14 protein-coding genes are annotated in these 19,911 nt (G+C 60.6%); 8 read left to right on the plus strand and 6 right to left on the minus strand.

Features of this window, described 5'->3' with window-relative positions:
• Positions 1-99: 99 nt before the first annotated feature.
• Complete coding sequence (locus J5Y17_RS04410; protein WP_219783987.1) at positions 100-360, minus strand: hypothetical protein; 261 nt, start codon at positions 358-360, stop codon at positions 100-102.
• Between the two features lie 851 nt (positions 361-1,211).
• On the opposite strand from J5Y17_RS04410, the gene J5Y17_RS04415 reads away from it, so the two are divergent.
• The 6 genes from J5Y17_RS04415 (at position 1,212) to J5Y17_RS04440 (ending at position 9,545) form a co-directional block, all read left to right on the plus strand.
• Entirely contained in the window at positions 1,212-1,889 is a 678-nt protein-coding gene (locus J5Y17_RS04415; RefSeq protein WP_255571849.1) for a sugar transferase, read from the plus strand.
• 238 nt (positions 1,890-2,127) lie between these two features.
• Positions 2,128-3,876 carry a PhnD/SsuA/transferrin family substrate-binding protein gene (locus tag J5Y17_RS04420; RefSeq protein WP_219783988.1) on the plus strand — a complete coding sequence of 583 codons (1,749 nt, stop codon included), beginning with the start codon at positions 2,128-2,130 and terminating at the stop codon, positions 3,874-3,876.
• Entirely contained in the window at positions 3,873-4,502 is a 630-nt protein-coding gene (locus J5Y17_RS04425) for a response regulator transcription factor (protein WP_219783989.1), read from the plus strand. The genes J5Y17_RS04420 and J5Y17_RS04425 overlap by 4 nt, the downstream gene beginning before the upstream one ends.
• Before the next feature lie 93 nt (positions 4,503-4,595).
• Positions 4,596-5,333 (plus strand): sulfate reduction electron transfer complex DsrMKJOP subunit DsrO, encoded by a 738-nt coding sequence (gene dsrO, locus J5Y17_RS04430; RefSeq protein WP_219783990.1) that lies wholly within the window; start codon positions 4,596-4,598, stop codon positions 5,331-5,333.
• On the plus strand, positions 5,333-6,460 hold the full coding sequence (gene nrfD / locus J5Y17_RS04435; protein ID WP_219783991.1) for an NrfD/PsrC family molybdoenzyme membrane anchor subunit: 1,128 nt from the start codon (positions 5,333-5,335) through the stop codon (positions 6,458-6,460). The genes dsrO and nrfD overlap by 1 nt, the downstream gene beginning before the upstream one ends.
• A gap of 1 nt (position 6,461) precedes the next feature.
• Entirely contained in the window at positions 6,462-9,545 is a 3,084-nt protein-coding gene (locus tag J5Y17_RS04440) for a molybdopterin dinucleotide binding domain-containing protein (RefSeq protein WP_219783992.1), read from the plus strand.
• A gap of 104 nt (positions 9,546-9,649) precedes the next feature.
• Here J5Y17_RS04440 and putA read toward each other — a convergent pair whose 3' ends face one another.
• On the minus strand, positions 9,650-13,102 hold the full coding sequence (gene putA, locus J5Y17_RS04445; protein WP_219783993.1) for a bifunctional proline dehydrogenase/L-glutamate gamma-semialdehyde dehydrogenase PutA: 3,453 nt from the start codon (positions 13,100-13,102) through the stop codon (positions 9,650-9,652).
• Between the two features lie 123 nt (positions 13,103-13,225).
• Between putA and J5Y17_RS04450 the strand changes: the two genes are divergently transcribed.
• Positions 13,226-13,699 (plus strand): Lrp/AsnC family transcriptional regulator, encoded by a 474-nt coding sequence (locus tag J5Y17_RS04450; protein WP_219784096.1) that lies wholly within the window; start codon positions 13,226-13,228, stop codon positions 13,697-13,699.
• An 18-nt stretch (positions 13,700-13,717) separates the two neighbouring features.
• Here J5Y17_RS04450 and rfbA read toward each other — a convergent pair whose 3' ends face one another.
• From rfbA to rfbC, 4 genes are read right to left on the minus strand one after another with little or no spacing between them, the layout of a single operon-like run.
• Positions 13,718-14,602 (minus strand): glucose-1-phosphate thymidylyltransferase RfbA, encoded by an 885-nt coding sequence (gene rfbA, locus J5Y17_RS04455; protein ID WP_219783994.1) that lies wholly within the window; start codon positions 14,600-14,602, stop codon positions 13,718-13,720.
• Positions 14,599-15,447, minus strand: a complete 849-nt coding sequence (gene rfbD / locus J5Y17_RS04460) for a dTDP-4-dehydrorhamnose reductase (protein WP_219783995.1) — start codon at positions 15,445-15,447, stop codon at positions 14,599-14,601. Before rfbD ends, rfbA begins: the two co-directional genes overlap by 4 nt.
• Positions 15,444-16,493, minus strand: coding sequence for a dTDP-glucose 4,6-dehydratase (gene rfbB / locus J5Y17_RS04465; protein ID WP_219783996.1), 1,050 nt, complete (start codon positions 16,491-16,493; stop codon positions 15,444-15,446). The genes rfbD and rfbB overlap by 4 nt, the downstream gene beginning before the upstream one ends.
• Positions 16,490-17,053, minus strand: coding sequence for a dTDP-4-dehydrorhamnose 3,5-epimerase (gene rfbC / locus J5Y17_RS04470; RefSeq protein WP_219783997.1), 564 nt, complete (start codon positions 17,051-17,053; stop codon positions 16,490-16,492). The genes rfbB and rfbC overlap by 4 nt, the downstream gene beginning before the upstream one ends.
• A 467-nt stretch (positions 17,054-17,520) precedes the next feature.
• Here rfbC and J5Y17_RS04475 point away from each other — a divergent pair, with 467 nt between their 5' ends.
• The gene (locus tag J5Y17_RS04475; protein ID WP_219783998.1) at positions 17,521-19,908 is read left to right on the plus strand and encodes a glycogen/starch/alpha-glucan phosphorylase; all 2,388 of its coding nucleotides are present in this window, start codon (positions 17,521-17,523) and stop codon (positions 19,906-19,908) included.
• Positions 19,909-19,911: the final 3 nt, after the last annotated feature.

Genomic DNA, 19,911 nt, shown 5'->3' on the forward strand with positions numbered 1-19,911 from the left:
CTCAACAGTCCATATGACTGCGAAGCATGACATTCTTACGGCGTCTGGAAAAACAGCTTATTCGATTTGAGACTGAGGAAGAATTGAGCGCAACGCGGATCAGTCGCGGTTGGCGAGGTGGCTGCCCAACAGGAAGAGCACAATCAACACCGCGCCGATCATGCCATAGATCGGCACGGCCCAAATGAGCGAGATGTCGAAAGACAAGAACATTAGCACTGTGAAGATCAGCGAGAAAGGCAGCGCCAAAAGGGCCGCGCCCTTGGCGGATGTCGTCGTTTTGCCGCCCTGCAATTTCTTCGGAGCTGCGCGTTCGGTCTTTTCTGTCGAAAAATCAACTTTGGCCGTTTTGGACTTCACGAAATGTTCCTTGCTGCCGCACTCAAACTCGGGACACGTCAGACGGGCTGGGGCCTGACTGACATACAGGTGGTTCACACTGCCTCAAACGTTGCTCATGTTAGCGTAACACATCAACCATAGCACTCGGTAACATTCACAATGCCATTTATGTCATAGTTCCATGGCTAGGCCTAGGTCATTCGCGATAAAGTTGTATTGTGTGCCGATTTTTGCCATTCGTCTTTTTATTTTGCGAACATAGGCGTTTCCCAATCCGGTTTTCTTGAGAGTGGCACGGCGAAAGCCCGCCGGTTTCGCCGGAGCGTGTGAGGCATTTCCTGCCGATCCACCCTTCTTGACCCAACGTAAGGGCGGTCCCCTCGAATGTTTGTGTGGGTTTGATTCGCTGCGGTGCAGATAAGGGATGCGAAAAGGTCAGGGTTCACTTACCCCTAGGTTGAGTGGATTTCCGTAGAGCTTTCACAAACGGTCTATTTTTTTGTCAGGAGAGGTGCTTTTTTGCAAGTTTTTGCCGATCGCTCCAGATCGGGCATAGGTTTTTTCTGCGGGTGCGAAGGTGTGGGGCCTTGTTAATATCTTGTTAATTAAAGGTTAAATTTTGGTGAAGTTGGAGGGGTGTTCAATTCAAAGGGAAAATTGTTTTCTAGGCGTTCAAATCCAAAGAACATAGCATCAAAGTCATAAAAGTGGTGCATGTTGCGTCGGGCAGGCGCGTGAAGCGCGGATAGCACGAAGAAGCCCCATGAGGTTTTCGAGACTGCGGTGAAGGGGGGGCCCTTCCTGAAAAATAACGCATTTGTGCGCGAGAGCGCGCGTGCCCTTATGAGCTTATGAAGTGGATTGTTAAAATGTCTCAGATGGAACATCAGGATTCCACCACTCTTTCGCGTAACCAGTACTACCACAATGTCGTTCCCATCTATGCAGGGGCCATGAAACGGGTGTTCGACATCCTTCTGGCCTTGATGCTGCTGCCGATGATTGCGCCGCTTGTGCTCGTGCTTTGCGTTATGGTTTGCCGGGATGGCGGGTCCGGCCTTTTCGGTCACGCTCGCGTCGGCAAAGGTGGTAAAATTTTTAAATGCTGGAAGATCCGCACCATGGTGCCGGATGCCCAGGAGCGCCTCGAAGCGCTGTTGAAATCCGATCCCGCGGCCCGTGCCGAATGGGAAAAGGATCGCAAGTTGCGCAACGACCCGCGTGTCACGCCGTTGGGTGACTTCCTGCGCAAATCAAGCCTCGATGAGCTGCCACAGCTTTGGAACGTGCTCAAGGGCGAGATGAGCCTGATCGGACCGCGCCCGGTGACCGAGCCCGAGTTGGTGATGTATGGCAAAGACGCTGCCATCTACGCCGCGCTGCGTCCCGGTGTGACCGGTCTATGGCAGGTCTCCGGCCGCAACGACGTGTCTTACAAAGAACGCGTCGAGTTGGACGTGCGTTACCATAAAAAAATGTCGTTCTTGCTGGACATGGAAATCCTGTTCCGCACGGCAAAATCTGTTGTCTCCCGAACGGGCTGCTGACCAGCCCGAGGCGGAACTGATTTAAGCTTTAGAACATCCGGTCATGGGGCGCCCCCATGGCCGGATGTGCTTTTTGAAATTCCGCCACATCCGCTGACTTGGCGACATATCGTCCCGCCGACTGGACCCGCGCGCTCGGATGGTGTTGGCTGCGACTTGGAGAGCCGCCAGAGTTCGATGTGGGCGAGAGAGGCGCGAAAATCATATGAGATTTCTATGGGCTTGCAGTGTAGCCATAATGTACGGCCTCTCTCTGGCTTCGCCTCTTTTCGCGCAGGAGCCTCTGCGCATTGGCGTCTTGAGCTACCGCGCTGCCGAGCACTCACTGGACCATTGGAAAGCGACCGAACGCGCGCTGAACACTGCTTTGCCGAACCATGCCTTCCAACTTGAACCGCTGGACCTCACCGCCCTTGATGCAGCTCTAGCGGCGGAGGCGGTGGATTTCGTCATCACGAACCCAGGCCATTACGCGACGCTCGAATATGACCACCATATCAGCCGGATCGCCACGGCAGAGGGCGATTGGCCGGTGGCCTCGACGCTGGTCTCGACCGGCGGTGTGGACACTCTGACACAGCTCGCGAGCCAACGCCTTGCGGTCGTCTCGCCCGATGCTTTCGGCGGCTCTCAACTGGTCCGCGCCTTGATGCAGGACGTCGATGCCCGCCTTCCGGGGCAGGTCGAGCTTTTGGTCACGGGCTATCCGATGCAACAGGTGGCCGAAGCGGTGCTGGACGGGCGCGCCGAGGCGGCGGTGCTGCGCGCCTGTCTGCTCGAAGAGCTCAAGGCCGAAAACCCCGCACGGTTTGCTACGCTCCAGCCCTTTGCCCTCAACGAGGAGGCCACCGAAGCCACCGGCTGCGCCACCTCCAGCGCGGTCTTTCCCGGCTGGCCCTTCGCCAAGGCCGAGCACACCTCGCCCGAACTGGCCAAAGCGGTCGCCATCGCCCTGATGCAGATGAATGAGGGCAATCTATGGACCGTGCCTTTGGACTATCAGCCGGTGCACGACCTGCTGCGCAAGCTCCAGATCGGGCCCTACGCGCGCACGGGGCCTGTATCCCTGCGCGACTTCATCGCCGACTACCGCGAATGGCTGATCGTGCTGGCCGCCGCGCTCGCGTTCTGGGCGCTTTATTCAGTGCGGATCGAAACGCTGGTGCGCCGCCGCACCCGGGCGCTCGACACGGCGAATGTCCAACTCAAACAGGAAATGATCGACCGCCAACGCGCCGAGGCCGCCGACCGGCAACATCGACGCGAGTTGGAACATGTGGCGCGCCTGTCCATTCTGGGCGAAATGGCCTCCTCCATTGCGCATGAGCTGAACCAGCCGCTGAGCGCGATCTCGAACTATGCCCAGGGCTGCTTGCTGCGCATAGAGGCTGGGCGGTTTTCCGAAGAGGATATGGTGACCGCCTCACAGGAAATGGCGGGGCAGGCGGATCGCGCTGCCACCGTGGTGAAACGTATCCGCGCCTTTGTGCGCAAACGCGAAAGCCAGATGGCGCCCACTGACATTCAGGCGCTGATCGAAGAAAGCGCAGCACTCTATGCCGCCCCTGCCAATCGCGCGGGCGTCACCGTCGGGGTGCATGTGGCGTTTGCCCTGCCCACGGTCATGGCCGATCAGGTGCAATTACAACAGGTGCTGTTGAACCTCGTGCAAAACGCCATCGACGCCATGGGCGACACCGACCCGGAGGCCCGCAGCCTGGACATTCGCGCCGCGCGCTATGACGATCTGACGCGTGGTGCGGGCTTGTGCCTCTCGGTCCGCGATCACGGCCATGGGATGACGCCCGAAGCAATGGACCATTTCGCGGAGGCCTTTTATACCACGAAACCTGAGGGGATCGGGTTGGGGCTCGCGCTGTCGCGCTCCATCGTCGAGGCCCATGGCGGCTGGATGCGCGCCGAAGCGCCGGCAAACGGCCCTGGTCTTAAGGTGTTGATCTGGTTGCCGATTGAGGAAGAGACATGAGCGAAACCGGCCTGATCCATATCGTCGATGACGACCGCGCGGTGCGCGAAGGGCTTGGGTTTCTCTTGGGGTCTCTGGGCCTTGAGATCGTCACCCACGCCTCCGCACTGGCCTTGCTCGATGCGCTTGATGCGGCTGCCGCTATGGGTCCTGTGGGCTGCATCCTCGCTGATGTGCGGATGCCGGGGATGTCGGGGCTTGAGCTGTTGGACGAGCTGCAAAAGCGCGACTGCCCTTTGCCTGTCATCATGATCACCGGCCACGGCGATGTCCCGATGGCCGTGAAGGCGATGCGGGCGGGGGCCTTGGATTTCTTTGAAAAGCCGGTGCAGGGTATGGCGCTGATCGACCGCATCAAGGAGGCGCTTGAGCTGAGCCGAACCCGTGCAGAGGCGGCCGGAGACCGCGCCGAGATCACCACCAAGATCGACAGCCTGACCGCACGCGAGGCCGAAGTGGCCCGCGCCGTCGTGCGGGGGCTTCAGAACAAACAGATCGCGGCGGAGCTGGGCATCAGCCCGAAAACCGTGGAAATCCACCGCCATAACGCCATGAGCAAACTTGCCGCCACGAGCACGGCGGACATGGTGCGGCGGCTTGTCGCGGCGGGATGGGGCGAAACCTAGGGGAAAACCCCTAAGCCCCACGGGTTTCCGCCGATACCGCGCAAATTGCCCCGGACGTAGGGTCTGGCTGAGCCAAGAGAAAGGATCAGCCAAATGGACACGACACGTCGCGGGTTTTTAGGAGCGATCGGACAGGTGACCATCGGTGCCGCGGCCTCTGTCGCGGGCGCCGGCCAATCCGCCAGCGCCGAAGGCAACGATGTCCCGCATTGGGGTATGGTGGTCGATCTGCGCAAGTGCATCGGCTGCCAAGCCTGCACCGTCGCCTGCATCATGGAAAACGCGGTGCCCGAGGATGCCTTTCGCACCCATGTTTCGGTCTATGAATTGGTCAAGGATGGCCAAGACCCCGCGATGGTGATGCTCCCCCGGCTCTGCAACCATTGCGACGATCCGCCCTGCCTGCCGGTCTGTCCGGTCGAGGCGACGTTCAAGGCCGAGAACGGCGAGGTTCTGGTGGACGCGTCGAAATGCGTTGGCTGCGCCTACTGCGTGCAGGCCTGTCCCTACGACGCGCGGTTCATCAACCACGAGACGCAGGTGGCGGACAAATGCACCTTTTGTTTTCACCGCACGCAAGCGGGGCTTTTGCCCGCCTGTGTCGAAACCTGTGTCGGCGGGGCGCGCAACTTTGGCGATCTGAATGACCCGAATAGCGAAGTCTCGAAGATGCTGCGCGACAATGAGGTCTCGGTTTTGCGCCCCGAGATGCACACCAATCCGAACGTCTATTACATCGGTCTGGACGACGTGCTCGACGGGCGTGTGGCGGGCGAAGCCGCCTATCATCCGGAAATGGCCGATACCGTTTCCCATACGGAGGGCCTGTGATGGAAACCCAAGTTCATGAACTCGTCGGCGCCGTGCATGACGCCGCATGGCAGCCCTGGGCGGTGCAGTATTTCTTTCTCATCGCCATCTCCGTGACGGCGCTTTTGATGGCGCTTCCGGCCTTTGTCTTTGGCAAGTCCACCGACCTGCGCACCGCGCGTCTGGCGCTCATGGTCGCCGTCACCACCGGCATCACCGCGCCCATCGCGCTTTTGGCGGATTTGCACCAGCCCTTCCGCTTCTGGGAGTTCTTTGTCTACACGCATAAAAGCTCATGGATGGCTTGGGGCGCGTGGATCGTGCCGTCTTACGTGGCGCTGATGCTGCTGTTCGCCTGGGCGATCCACCGGCCCGAATTCCACCGCATGGGGCAGGACGACTGGCGGTTCGCCTGGTTGTTCCGGCTGTTCTCCTTGGGCGGGGCGTCGAATGGTTTTGCCCGTCCGCTCGGGATGCTGGCTGGTCTCGCAGCCCTCGGCATCCTTGTCTACACCGGCTCCGAAGTGATGGTCGTGCGTGCCCGTCCGCTTTGGAATACGCCCTTCCTGCCGCTGCAATTTGCCGCCACAGGTGGCGTAGGCGCGCTAGGGGTGATGTTGATCCTCGAACGGATGCTCTGCCGTGAAAGCGCCTTGGAAGCCACGCTCAACCGCCGTCTTGCCTTGGCGCTGGCGCTTGTGGCCGCGCTCGGGATGGGATGGTTCGCCGTGGCGATCTCCGGTGTCTCGCCCGTACATTCCGAAGCTTTGGCCTCTGTCGCGGGTTTTCCGGTTTGGCAACAGATCGCGCTCTGGGGCGCAGCCTCCGTGGCGATCCCCTTTGTCTTGGCCCTCGTGCTCCCACGCAACACCGGGCTGATCACCGGGCTGATTGCGATCCACGCCGCGTGGATGTTCCGCTGGACCGTGTTCATGGGCGGCCAAGCCGTGCCGAAAGTCGGCTCCGGCCTCTATGACGCGCTCATGCCCACAGGGGTCGCAGGCCTCATGGGCGTCCTCGGCACCTTCGGCCTCTGGGTCTTTCTGATGATTGTCTACACCACCTTCTTGCCCTGGGCGGACGCCTCACCGCCCGCGCGGACATCCGACCAAGCCCCCCGTAAATCTGCCAGCCCTCAGGAGATCTGACATGACCAACCGTCGCAATATTCTCAAAGGTGTCGCAGCCGCAGGTGCGCTTGGCACATTCGGGGCAGGCTATGCCGAGACCGTCCAGAAACTCGCCCGAGGCAAATGGTCCGGCGAAAAGCCCCGCGACGCACATGTCGTGGGCAATTCGATCCCGCCGGAATTCTCCGTCGATCCCGAAACAGGCGATGTGACGCTCAACCCCAATCAGGCGATGAGCTATACCATGTGCATCGGCTGCACGACCATGTGTGGCGTGCGGGTGCGGGTCGACAAGGCCAAAAACAAAGTGCTGCGCGTCGCGGGCAATCCCTATTCGCCGATGAGCACCGATCCCTTTATCCCCTACGAGTCCTCCGTGGCCGAAAGCTTTGCCGCCATGGCGCAGGCCGGGCCGGGGCAGGGGCTGACACGTCGCTCGACGGCCTGCGGGCGCGGCAATGCGGTACTGGAACAGGTCGACAATCCCCGCCGGGTGTTGAAACCTTTGAAACGTGTCGGGCCGCGTGGCTCCGGGCAATGGCAGACGATCAGCTTCGAGCAACTGGTCGAAGAGGTCACCGAAGGCGGCGATCTCTTTGGTGAAGGCCGGGTCGCCGGTCTGCGCGAGATCCGCGATCTTGAGGCACCTGCCTTGGAGGGCGCGCCCGAGTTCGGCTCGCGTGCCAACCACCTCGTCTGGATGAATTGCGTCGATGACGGGCGGGACAATTTCGTGCTGCGCTGGCTGAAACAGAGCTATGGCTCGAACAATTTCACCCGCCACGGAAGCTATTGCGGCGGGGCCTACCGCTCCGGGTCGGGCGCGATGTTCGGCGATTTCAAAGCCATGCCGCACGCCAAACCCGATTTCTCCAACGTCGAATTCGTGATCTTTGCGGGCACCGCACCCGGCAATGCCGGAAACCCGTTCAAACGCATCGGCACTTTGGTGGCCAAGGCCCGTGCCGATGGCAATCTGAGCTATGTCGTGGTCGATCCGATCCTCAACAACGCTCAAAACGGCCCCTCGGGCGAGCGCGCGCGCTGGCTCGCGATCAAACCCGGCACGGACGGCGCGATGGCCATGGCGATGATCCGCTGGATGTTCGAAAACGACCGTTATGACGCCAAATATCTGGCGCAGCCTTCGAAAGCGGCGGCGGAGGCGGCGGGTGAGATGAGCTGGTCCAATGCCACCCATCTTGTGATTGTGGACGCCGATCATCCGCGCTTTGGCCACTGCTTGCGCGGGTCCGATATGGGGCTCGCGATCGAAGGCGAGGCCTATTCCGAGACCGATCCCTTCATGATCTCTTCCGATACCGGCCCAGTTACCGGCCCTGTCCCTGCCGGCACCTCGGCCGCCCCTCTGTTCCACGAGGGGCTGGCCGAGACCCAAAACGGGCCTGTCGCGGTGAAAACCGCGCTGACGCTGCTGCGCGAAGAGGCAATGTCGCAGGACATGGAATCCTACTCCAAAGACTGCGGCATTCCGGTCGATAAACTCACCAATCTGGCCCGCGAATTCACCAGTCACGGGCGCAAAGCCGCCGTGAGTTCCCATGGCGGCATGATGAACGGCTCGGGGTTCTACAACGCCTATGCTTTGATGATGCTCAACACGCTGATCGGCAATCTGAACTGGAAAGGCGGGACTATGATTGCGGGCGGCGGTTTCCCCGAAAACAAGGGCCCCGCTTACGATCTCGCAAGTTTCCCCGGCGCCGTGAAGGCCAAGGGCCTGCCCTTCGGGCGCAACGTGCCTTACGAGAAAACCTCTGAATTCAAAGCGAAAAAAGCCGCAGGGGCCGCCTATCCGGCGGACGCGCCCTGGTATCCCAACGCGCCGGGGCTTGCGACCGAGTGGATGTCGTCCCTCGTCACCGGCTATCCGTACAAGGCCGAAGCGCTCATTTTCCGCAACACCAACCCGATTTACGGCGTCCCCGGCGTGGCGCATCTGGTCGAAGAGATGAAAGACCCCGCCGTGGTCCCTCTGATCATCTCCATCGACCCGTTCATCAATGAGAGCACCGCGATCTCCGACTATATCGTGCCGGATTCGGTGATGTATGAAACCTGGGGCTTTACCAAGCCCTGGGGCGGAGTGGCGACAAAGGCGACCTGTGCCCGTTGGCCGGTCATTGAGCCGAAGATGGACCCCAATGCCGAAGGCGAGCGGGTGGGGATGGAGACCTTCCTCATTGCGGTCGCGAAACGCATGGGCCTGCCGGGCTTTGGTGACAATGCCATTCCCGACGCAGAGGGCACTCTGCACCCGCTGAACCGCGCCGAGGATTGGTATCTGCGCGGGGCTGTGAATGTGGCGATGATTGGCGCGCCGGTGTCGGATGCCACCGACGAGGACATCGAACTCTCCAACGTCGCGCGCATCGCCGATGATCTGAAAGCCACGCTGAAGCCCGAGGAATGGCGCAAGGCCGCGACGATTTTCGCCAAGGGCGGGCGCTATGAGAACATCACCCGCAGCTATCAGGGCGATAAGGCGACCTATGCCTTCAACCCGCCGATGCTGGTCTGGAATGAGGGCTTAGGCAGTTTTCGCCGCGCCACCACCGGCACACGGCTTCCGGGCACGCCCGCCTGGCGCGCGCCGGAGTTCTCTGACGGCTCAAACGTCAGCGATCACTACCCGCGCGAAGACTGGCCCATTCAGGTGATCAGCTTCAAATCTCCGCTGCAGAATTCCTATTCCGTCGGCGCGAAATCCCTGCTGCGCATCGTGGCGTCAAATCCGGTGAACATCGGGCGCGATCTGGCGGCGGCGCATGGTATTCAGACCGGCGACATGATCCGGCTCACCACGCCGGGCGGCACCTTGGAAAGTGTCGCTGTGGTACGGGCGGGCGTCGCGCCCGACACGGTGGCGATTGAACATGGCTTTGGACATCGGGGCTTTGGGGCTGAGGACATCACAATTGACGGCGAGACCATGCCGGGCGATCCGCGACTGGCGGCAGGCGTGCTTTTGAACGATTTGGGCATGTTGGACCCGACACGTGCAAAGGCTGGCGTCTGGGTCGATCCGGTGTCGGGCACGGCGGTGCGCCACGGCTTGCCCGCGCGGATTGAGCGGATCTGAGCCGTCCTATGGCGTAAACAGAAAAAAGTCCCCTTGCGCAGCGGATCGGCTGCACAAGGGGGAACAAGATCTTCAGGCCTGTTTGGACTTAGGTTGTCCGGCGATCACGCCTCGCCTGACAAAAGCGCGGCGTTGCCGCCCGCCGCCGTTGTGTCGACGCAGAGGTGACGTTCATGCAGCACATGAGCAGCATCCGGTGTCGTCGTCACGAGCGGCAGGATCGCACCCAGACGCTGCGACAGGGCTTGGCCGTAGGCTCGGGCTTTGTCCGCATCGCCCCACCAGATTACGCCGCCGAAGCCGTCGATGGTTTTGAGAGCGTGAGAGGGGGCGAGGCCCTCGGCCACGACGGCGAGGCCGCCCAGATCGGTGATCGCCTTGGCCTGCGCTTCTGCTGTGGTGCGCCCCGGTCCCAGACAGAGGAACGGCGGGCGGGAATGGGTCGAAAGCGTGTTGGCTTCGCCCGTCGGTCCCGGCAATTGCTCTTTGGACAGAGGCTCATCGGACAGCGGCGTCGCGGTGATGGCGCGCTGAAGGGCCGCAGCATCGGTGGCTTTGTCCCATGTTTCAGTGGAGGCCCCGGCAGGCGCGGCGCAGAAGCGGTTGAGGTAAAGCGGACCACCGGCCTTCGGCCCCGTGCCCGACAGCCCTTCGCCGCCGAAAGGTTGCGAGCCGACGATGGCGCCGATCTGGTTCCGGTTCACGTAGAGGTTGCCGACATTGAGCGCATCGCAGACCTGTTGCACCCGATCATCGATCCGCGTGTGCAGCCCGAAGGTCAGACCATAGCCGGTGGCGTTGATCGTCTCGATCACCTTGCCCAAGTCGCGCGCCTTATAAGTCGCGATATGAAGCACCGGGCCAAAGACCTCGCGCTCGAGGCTCTCGATGCCTTCGACCTGAACGAGCGCCGGGGCGACGAAGGTGCCCTCGGTAGGGGCCTTCAGTCGGTGCAATACGCGGTTGCCGGCAGCATCGACATAGGCGGTGATCTGATCGCGCGCCTCACGGTCGATGACCGGGCCGACATCGGTCGAAAGCAGCCAAGGGTTGCCAACGGACAGCTCGTCCATCGCGCCTTTGATCATCTCTATGAGGGCGGGCGCAATGTCCTCTTGCACATAGAGGCATCTGAGCGCCGAACAGCGTTGTCCCGCCGATTGAAACGCAGAGGCCACGATGTCGCGCACGGCTTGCTCGGGCAGGGCGGTGCTGTCGACTATCATGGCGTTAAGCCCGCCGGTTTCCGCGATGAGTGGCGCGCCAGGGGCTAGGTTGGCGGCCATGGCGCGGCGAATGATTTGCGCCGTCTCGGTCGAGCCGGTGAAGACGACGCCGTCGATGCGCGCGTCCGAGGTGAGTCCTGCGCCCACGGTCGGGCCATCGCCGGGCAGAAGTTGCAGCGCCGTCACCGGCACGCCCGCTTTATGCAAGAGACCTACGGCCAGTGCGGCAATCAGCGGGGTTTGCTCGGCCGGTTTCGCCAGAACCGCGTTGCCCATGGCGAGCGCGGCGGAGATTTGCCCAGTGAAGATCGCCAGCGGGAAGTTCCACGGGGAAATTGCGGTGACACGTCCGAGAGGTTTAGAGTTCGGGCGGCGCTCGGCCTCGTCGGCATAGTAGCGCAGGAAATCTACCGCTTCGCGCAGCTCACCCACGGCATCGGGCAGGTTCTTACCGGCTTCGCGCGCGAGAACGGCGAAGATTTTGCCAAAGTTGGATTCATACAGATCGGCGGCGCGGCGCAGCACGGCGGCGCGCTCAGCCACGGGGGCGTCCCAAAGGGCTGCGGCGTCCAAAGCGAGAGACACCGTCTCTGCATCGGCCTGCACAACCTCGCCAACGGTCTCGCCGTTGGCCGGGTTAACGACCGGGGTGGACGTGCCAGTGGCTTCGCCCGCGATCATCGGCGCGGCGTTCAAGTCGAAGGCGGCCCCACGCGCAGCCTCAATGCGGGCCAGCGTGTCCTCGTCTTTGAGGTCGAAACCTTCGGAGTTTTCACGCCGGCCGAAAATCTCGGAGGGCTGCACGAGGCCAGCAGGCGCCTGCGCGTCGAGGACGGAGACGAACGGGTCGATGGCGATCTCCTCGGGCGTCACGCTTTCATCGACGATCTGGTTCACAAAAGATGAGTTCGCGCCATTCTCCAACAGACGCCGCACGAGATAAGCCAAAAGGTCCTGATGCTTGCCGACGGGGGCATAGATGCGGCACCGCGTGCCTTCGTCTTTCAGCACGATGTCATGCAGGCGCTCGCCCATGCCGTGGAGACGTTGGAATTCAAATGCGGGGTTTCCGGCTTCGCGGGCGAGTTCGAGGATCGCGGCCACCGTATGCGCGTTGTGCCCGGCGAATTGCGGATAGATCCGGTCGCTGTAGCCCAAGAGTTTCTTGGCGTTGGCGATGTAGCTGACGTCGGTCGCGTCCTTGGTGGTGAAAAGCGGGAAACCGGGATGGCCCTCGACCTGCGCGAGTTTCATTTCTGTGTCCCAATAGGCACCTTTGACGAGGCGGACCATGAGCTTGCGGTCCAGCTCTTCTGCAGTCTGATAGAGCCAGTCGAGGGCAAGACCTGCGCGTTTGCCGTAGGCTTGCACGACGACGCCAAAGCCGTCCCATCCGGCCAGGTTCTCATCTTCCAGCACGGCACGGATGACGCGGAGCGACAGCGTGAGTCGCGCCTGTTCCTCGGCGTCGATGTTGAACCCCATGCCAGCGGCGCGGGCCTGACGGGCGAGGTCGCGCAGCACAGGCACAAGCTCGGCCATGACGCGGGCCTCTTGCGCGACGTCATAGCGCGGGTGCAGCGCGGAGAGCTTCACGGAAATGCCCGGGTTGTCGGCGACGGAGCCTTTGGTGCAGCCCTTGGCAATCGCCGTCATCGCGTCGGAATAGGCCTTGGCATAGGCGTCGGCGTCCGCTTGGGTCATCGCCGCTTCACCTAGCATGTCGTAGCTGTAGGTGAAGCCTTTGGCCTCTTGCCCCTTGGCGCGGGTCATGGCGGCGTCGATGGTCTGGCCCAGCACGAATTGCTGACCCATTTCCTTCATCGCGCGGGAGACGGCGGTGCGGATCACCGGCTCCCCCATGCGTTTGACGAGGCCGCGGAGTGTCCCGGCCACGCTTGATTTCTGGCCCGGCTTTTCGTCATCGAGCACACGGCCCGTCAGCATCAGCGCCCAAGTTGAGGCGTTGACCATAGCAGAGGACGAATGCCCGAGGTGCTCTCCCCAATCGGACGGTGCCACCTTGTCCTCGATGAGATCGTCAATGGTCTCGCGGTCCGGCACGCGCAGCATCGCCTCGGCCAGACACATGAGCGCTACGCCTTCGCGGGTCGAGAGGCCGTATTCGGCGAGGAAATGTTCCATCAGCGTGGGCGAGGATTCTTTGCGGATGCGGCGGACAAGCTCGGTGGCGCGGGCTGTTATTTGGGCGCGCTGCGCCTCGGGCAGGGCGGCCTCACGGATCAGAGCGTCCAGCACATCGGCTTCGGGCGCGAATTTGGTGGTGGACAGAGAGGACATCAAGTCCGTCAGAGAAAGCGGGTGGCCCATCTGCGTAATCCTATAAAGAGAGGGTGCGTTTCACTCAATATACAGGATTTTAACTTGCTATTTTTCCCAATATCGCATCATTAGCATGACAAAGTGACCAAAGAACATGGATTTTGTGGTGCAATGGAAAAAGAGTTGGATCGCTACGATCGGAAGATTCTCGACTGTCTCGCAACCGATGCCCGGATGTCGTTAACCGAGTTGAGCCAAAGGGTTGGTCTGTCGAAGAACCCGGTGGCGCTGCGCGTGAAGGCGCTGGAGCAGGCCGGGATCATCGTCGGCTATCGCGCGATCCTGTCGACGCAGCGGCTGGGGCTGAGCCATGTGTCCTTTGTCGAGGTCAAATTGGATGACACCCGCGATGCGGCGCTCAGCAAATTCAACGCGGCGGTGAAAAACGTTCCGGAGATTGCCGAATGCCACATGATCGCGGGCAATTTCGATTATCTTCTAAAGGTGCGCACCGGCTCGATGGAATCCTATCGCGAGGTCATGGGCCGCAAGATTTCCAGCCTGCCGCATGTGCAATCCACCTCGACCTTCGTTGCGATGGAAGCGGTGGTGGAGCAAACCAACCCGCCACTGCCGGAGGTGTGACAGCACACTAAACGGGGGTCAGATCTGCTTCTGGCTCATCAGCGTCTTAAGATATGTGCCATAGGCGGTTTTCTGAAAGCGCTCGGCATGTTCGGCCATCTGCGCGTCGTCAATCCAGCCTTGGGTGTAGGCAATTTCCTCGGGGCAACCCGATTGCATCCCTTGCCGCAGAGCGAGCGTGCGCACGAAATTCCCTGCGTCAAGAAGCGATCCATGGGTTCCGGTGTCGAGCCAAGCGTAGCCACGCCCCATGCGCTCGACCGACAGCGTGCCGTCCTTGAGATAGCTTTCCAAAAGTGTGACGATTTCCAATTCGCCTCGGGCGGAGGGTTTCACCTCATGCGCTCGGCGCGGGGCATCGCCGTCGAGGAAATAGAGCCCGGTGACGGCGTAATTCGACGGTGGCACCTCGGGTTTCTCAATGATCTCCTCAACCGTGCCATCGCGGTCGAATTTTACCACGCCATAGCGTTCGGGATCGGCGACGTGATAGCCAAAGACCGTGCCGCCTGAGTCACGCACATCGGCGGCGGCCAACATTTCCGGCAGCCCATGACCGAAAAAGATATTGTCGCCCAGAACCATTGCAGACGGCGCACCATCGAGAAAATCCTCGGCCAAAAGATAGGCTTGCGCCAGACCGTCGGGGGAGGGCTGAGGGATATAGGTGAGTGACAGGCCCCATTGGCTGCCGTCGCCCAAGAGGCGTTTGAACTGGCTCTGATCCTCAGGTGTGGTGATCACCGCGATCTCGCGAATGCCTGCGAGCATAAGGACCGAGAGCGGGTAGTAGATCATCGGTTTGTCATAGACCGGCATGAGCTGTTTCGAGACGGCCATGGTCAGCGGATAAAGCCGCGTGCCGGAGCCACCGGCGAGGATTATACCTTTGCGTGTCGTCATTTTTGGACCTCCAACTCGCTCAGCACGAGGCCAAGCTCTTCGCGCCAGTCGGGACGTGGGATGCCGAAAATGGCCTCGGTTGTGCGGCAGTCGAGGCGGCTGTTGGCAGGGCGTGCAGCGGGCGTCGGATAGTCTGCGCTTGGGATGTCCTGCACTACGACGTGCTTGCCGCTTTGGGCGAAAATCTCGCGGGCGAAGTCGGCCCAACTCACGTCCGGGGTGCCGCTGAAATGATAGGTTCCAGCGATGCCCTCGTCTCGTTTTAATCGTTCGGCGATGGTGACACAGGCATGTGCGATGGCGCGCGCAGAGGTCGGGCCGCCGATCTGATCTGAGACCACCGTCAGCGTGTCGCGGGTCTCGGCGAGGCGCAGCATGGTCTTGACGAAATTATTGCCGTGCGCCGAGAACACCCAAGAGGTGCGCAGGATCGCGAATGCGCCGCCTGCCGCGCGCACGCCGTTTTCCCCTGCAAGTTTGGTGCGGCCATAGGCGCCCAAAGGCCCGGTAGCGCGATCCGGCGCAAAGGCGGTCTCGCCAGATCCGTCGAACACGTAATCCGTCGAGATGTGAACGAAAGGAGTGCCCAATTCGGCACAGGCCTCGGCCATGGCGGTGGGGGCGGCGGCGTTGATCAGGTGGGCGAGGTCCTCTTCCTCTTCGGCCTTGTCGACGGCGGTGTAGGCCGCGGCATTGATCACGGCATCGGGTTTGAGATCCCTGATTTTTTGCACACAGGAAGCGGTATCGTTTAGATCGGCCTCGTTGCGGTCGAAGAAGGTGGCATTTGGCAACAGGCGCGCAAGCTCTGTCGCCACCTGCCCGGATTTTCCGAAAACAATCATACCTTTACTCCCAGACGTTCACCTACGCCGTGGCGGTCCTGCAAGGCGCGCCACCAGTCTTCATTGCCGAGATACCACTCGACCGTCTGCCGCAAGCCCTGCTCGACGGTCACGGAAGGGCGCCATCCCAACTCCTCGCGGATGCGGGTAGGATCGATCGCATAGCGCGCATCATGGCCCGGGCGATCCGTCACGAAAGTGATCTGATCGGCGTAGGAGCCGGTGTCCTTCGGGCGCGTCTCATCGAGGATGGCGCAAAGCGTCTGCACCAGCTCCAGATTGCTCCGCTCATTCTCGCCGCCAATGTTGTAGCTGCGTCCGATCTTGCCTTTTTCCACCACGAGCAACAGCGCGTCGGCGTGATCCTCGACATAAAGCCAGTCGCGAATATTGGACCCGTCGCCATAGATCGGTAGAGGCTTGCCGGCCAAAGCATTGAGTATGATCACCGGGATCAGTTTCTCGGGGAAATGATAGGGGCCGTAATTGTTCGAGCAATTGGTCAGCACGACAGGCAAGCCATAGGTCTCATGCCAGGCGCGCACCAGATGGTCCGAGCTGGCTTTAGAGGCCGAATAGGGCGAGCGCGGGTCATAGGGCGTGTCTTCGGTGAATTGCACGGATTTGTCTGCGGGCAGAGAGCCAAAGACCTCGTCGGTGGAGATGTGGTGAAAGCGGAAATCCTTCGGCTTGCCCGCCTCAATCCAATATTTGCGCGCCGCTTCCAGCATGTTGAAGGTGCCGGTGATGTTGGTCTCGATGAAATCTCCCGGCCCATCGATGGAGCGGTCGACATGGCTTTCGGCGGCCAGGTGCATCACCGCATCGGGTTTATGGTGAGAGAACACCTGGTCCAGACCCGCACGGTCGCGAATATCGACCTGTTCAAAGGCGTAAAGCGGGCTGTCCGCGACAGAGGCCACATTGTCGAGACAGGCCGCATAGGTCAACGCATCGACGTTGATCACGTCATGTCCGCGTGAGATTGCCAATCGTACCACCGCAGAGCCAATGAACCCTGCGCCACCCGTCACCAATAGTTTCATGTGTTGTCCTTCGTAAACGGCGTCTCAAAGGCCGCGAACTCTTGCGCTTTCTCGTCTTTCTCCGAGATCACCGGCGTGATCCCGTCCAGCGGCCAGTCGATGTCGCAGCTGTCCCATTTCACCGCGCCGTCGCACTCGGGCGCATAGTGGTCGGTGCATTTGTAGATGATCTCGCTGTCAGGCTCCAAGGTCATGAAACCGTGCAGGAAACCGGCCGGAATCCAAAGCTGCACCCCGTTCTCAAACGTCAGCTCTTCGCCATACCATTGGCCGTAGGTCTCAGAGCCTTTGCGGGCGTCCACCGCCACGTCAAAAATCCGGCCTCTGCCACAGCGCACAAGTTTACCCTGCGCATGCGGCGGGCTTTGGAAATGCAGGCCCCGCACGGTGCCGACCTCGCGCGAGAGCGAATGATTGTCCTGCACGAACTCGGGTAGGGTGAGACCCTCGGCCTCAAGCCGCGCCTTGTTCCAGCTTTCCGAGAAAAAACCCCGATGATCCCCGAACCGCGCCGGAATGAGACGCAACACATCCTGCAAGCCTGTCTCTTCGATTTTCATGGGGCTCTCCTGCTCTTGCGCGGTCCATGCGACCCTAAGTTGATTTTTCTCTATATCACTCCGATGAAAAGCGAAACGTTTCTCGTGGCATAAGGTGCAAGCTGGTTCCATCATGAGCGACCGATTGCGATGGGTTCAAGAGCATGTGCTGTACTCACCTTTGGGTGCCGCGGAGAGGCGAAAACGAGATCCTCTGCATAAAACATTCACAAACTGATCCTAGGAAGGGGCCCAGAGGGACGATGCCGCGCAATGTTTTGGCATGCTCGCCGTGCTGTTGCTGCGGGAACGGGCGAATGTGGCGGCGGATATGGCCCGAAATGTTCGATTAGGATGCAAATGTCGACACGTCGCCAGAAATCCGGAGAGCACGCCTTGCCATGGCATAGGCTTTGGGTCTTAGCTGTAGGGGAAACAGTGTCTTACGAGTTTCCTCCCCTCTCTTTCCAGTAGTCATAAGGTGATCCATGGCGCGAACTGTCCAGCCCCCGAAATTCCGCGACGCTCTTCTTCAGCATCTCACCTACACGATGGGCAAGGACCCGGAGCATGCGCAGTTCTTCGATTGGCGGATGGCTTTGAGCCACGCGATCCGGGACCGGATTGTGGACACTTGGGTGGCCTCGACGCGCAAAACCTATGAGCAAGACGGTAAGCGGGTCTATTACCTCTCGATGGAATTCCTGATCGGGCGCTTGTTGGAAGACGGCATTTTCAACCTTGAAATGGTCGAAGAAGTAAAAGAGGCGCTTGAAAGTTTCGGCATGGACATGCGCACCATTCTGGACGACGAACCTGATGCGGCGCTGGGCAACGGCGGTTTGGGCCGTCTTGCCGCCTGTTTCCTCGACAGCCTCTCGACGCTGGGCTGTCCGGCCTATGGCTACGGCATCCGCTACGAGAACGGGCTGTTCAAACAGAGCTTTGTCGAAGGTCGTCAGGTCGAAAGCCCGGAGACCTGGTTGCAGGAACCACATCCGTGGGAATTCGAGCGCCCGGAAGTGCGCATCAACATCGGGTTCGGTGGCGATGTAGCCTATGAGAACGGCAAGACGATCTGGCGCCCCGCCGAGATGATTCAGGCCGAAGCCTTTGACACCCCCATCGTCGGCTGGCAGGGGCGCTGGGCCAATACGCTCAGGCTCTGGTCGGGCCGCGCGGTCGATCCCTTTGACCTCGATCTGTTCAACTCCGGCGATTTTGCCGCCGCCTCCGAACACGAAGCGCTGGCGCGGACCATTTCGCGCGTGCTTTACCCCGAAGACAGCAACGAAGCGGGCAAGGAACTGCGCCTCAAACAGGAGTATTTCTTCTCCGCCGCCTCGATCCGCGACATTCTGCGCCGCTTTGACAGCCATCATAACGATCTGAAACTGCTGCCGAAAAAGATCGCGATCCAGCTCAACGATACGCACCCGGCGATTGCCGGGCCTGAGCTGTTGCGCATTCTGCATGACGAACGCGGCCTGTCTTTTGAGGACGCGCTTGAGATCGTCCACGGTTGTATCAACTACACCAACCACACGCTTCTCCCGGAGGCTTTGGAGCGTTGGGACGAACGCCTGTTCGGGCGTCTTCTGCCGCGTCACATCGACATCATCAACCGCATCGACGACGCCCATTACCGCGCCAATCCTCATCGCACCCTGTCGTCGCGCTCGGATGGTCAGGTCAAGATGGGCGAGCTGTCCTTTATCATGGCGAACAAGGTGAACGGCGTCTCAGCACTTCACTCCGATCTGATGAAAAAGACCGTGTTCAAAGAGCTCAATGCGCTGCACCCCGAGCGCATCGTCAATCAGACCAACGGTGTGACCCCGCGCCGCTGGCTGCATTCCTGTAACCCGGGTCTTTCTGGGCTGATCACCGAGACCATCGGCAGTGAGTGGATCGCGGACCTTGAGCTACTGAAAAAACTCGAACCTTCCATCGAGGATCAGGGCTGGCTCGACCGTTTCATGGGGGTGAAAGCCGCCAATAAGGCTGCGCTTTGCGATTATGTGGCGGAGGCACATGGGCTTAAACTCAACTCCGACGCCATGTTCGACATCCAGATCAAGCGGATGCACGAATACAAACGCCAGCACCTCAATATCCTTGAGACCATCGCCCATTGGCAGGAGATTAAGGAAAACCCCAACGCCGATTGGGCGCCGCGGGTCAAGATTTTTGCGGGCAAGGCGGCGCAGGGCTATTATTTCGCGAAAGACATCATCCGGCTGATCAACGACGTCGCCAAACTGGTCAACGCCGATGCTGCGACGCGCGATGTGTTGCAGGTCGTGTTCCTGCCGAACTACAATGTCTCCCTTGCCGAACGGTTGGTGCCGGCGGCCGATCTGTCAGAGCAAATCTCGACGGCGGGCAAGGAGGCCTCGGGCACCGGCAATATGAAATTTGCGCTGAATGGCGCGCCCACCATCGGCACGCTCGACGGCGCCAACGTGGAAATCCGCGAACACGTCGGAAAGGAAAATTTCTTTTTGTTTGGCATGCTTGCCGAAGAGGTAATGCAGCGCCGGATGATCCACGACCATGCGCAACAGGCGATCAATGCCGACCCGCGTCTGGGGCGCGCACTACAGGCGCTGCGTGATGGCACCTTCAGCCCCGAAGATCCGGGCCGTTATACGCATATCGCAGACAACCTGACCTGGTCGGATTACTTTCTCGTTTGCTCCGATTTCACCGACTATTGGCGCGCCCAACGGGAGGTGGACAAGGCCTATCTGGACCCCAAGGCTTGGGCCAAAATGGCGGCGCTGAACACGGCGCGCTCAGGTTGGTTCTCCTCTGATCGCACAATTCGCGGCTACATGTGCGATATTTGGGGAGCTGAAAGTCTTCTCGCGTAAAAT

The sequence above is a fragment of the Celeribacter sp. PS-C1 genome, assembly GCF_019429625.1.
In the GTDB taxonomy this organism is placed as follows: Bacteria; Pseudomonadota; Alphaproteobacteria; order Rhodobacterales; family Rhodobacteraceae; genus Celeribacter.

Bases quoted from the DNA above. Each gene is read 5' to 3' on its own strand.
- J5Y17_RS04415 (WP_255571849.1), top strand. From the start codon at position 1,212: ATGTCTCAGATGGAACATCAGGATTCCACCACTCTTTCGCGTAACCAG.
- J5Y17_RS04420 (WP_219783988.1), top strand. From the start codon at position 2,128: ATGTACGGCCTCTCTCTGGCTTCGCCTCTTTTCGCGCAGGAGCCTCTG.
- J5Y17_RS04425 (WP_219783989.1), top strand. From the start codon at position 3,873: ATGAGCGAAACCGGCCTGATCCATATCGTCGATGACGACCGCGCGGTG.
- dsrO (WP_219783990.1), top strand. From the start codon at position 4,596: ATGGACACGACACGTCGCGGGTTTTTAGGAGCGATCGGACAGGTGACC.
- nrfD (WP_219783991.1), top strand. From the start codon at position 5,333: ATGGAAACCCAAGTTCATGAACTCGTCGGCGCCGTGCATGACGCCGCA.
- J5Y17_RS04440 (WP_219783992.1), top strand. From the start codon at position 6,462: ATGACCAACCGTCGCAATATTCTCAAAGGTGTCGCAGCCGCAGGTGCG.
- putA (WP_219783993.1), bottom strand. From the start codon at position 13,102: ATGGGCCACCCGCTTTCTCTGACGGACTTGATGTCCTCTCTGTCCACC.
- J5Y17_RS04450 (WP_219784096.1), top strand. From the start codon at position 13,226: ATGGAAAAAGAGTTGGATCGCTACGATCGGAAGATTCTCGACTGTCTC.
- rfbA (WP_219783994.1), bottom strand. From the start codon at position 14,602: ATGACGACACGCAAAGGTATAATCCTCGCCGGTGGCTCCGGCACGCGG.
- rfbD (WP_219783995.1), bottom strand. From the start codon at position 15,447: ATGATTGTTTTCGGAAAATCCGGGCAGGTGGCGACAGAGCTTGCGCGC.
- rfbB (WP_219783996.1), bottom strand. From the start codon at position 16,493: ATGAAACTATTGGTGACGGGTGGCGCAGGGTTCATTGGCTCTGCGGTG.
- rfbC (WP_219783997.1), bottom strand. From the start codon at position 17,053: ATGAAAATCGAAGAGACAGGCTTGCAGGATGTGTTGCGTCTCATTCCG.
- J5Y17_RS04475 (WP_219783998.1), top strand. From the start codon at position 17,521: ATGGCGCGAACTGTCCAGCCCCCGAAATTCCGCGACGCTCTTCTTCAG.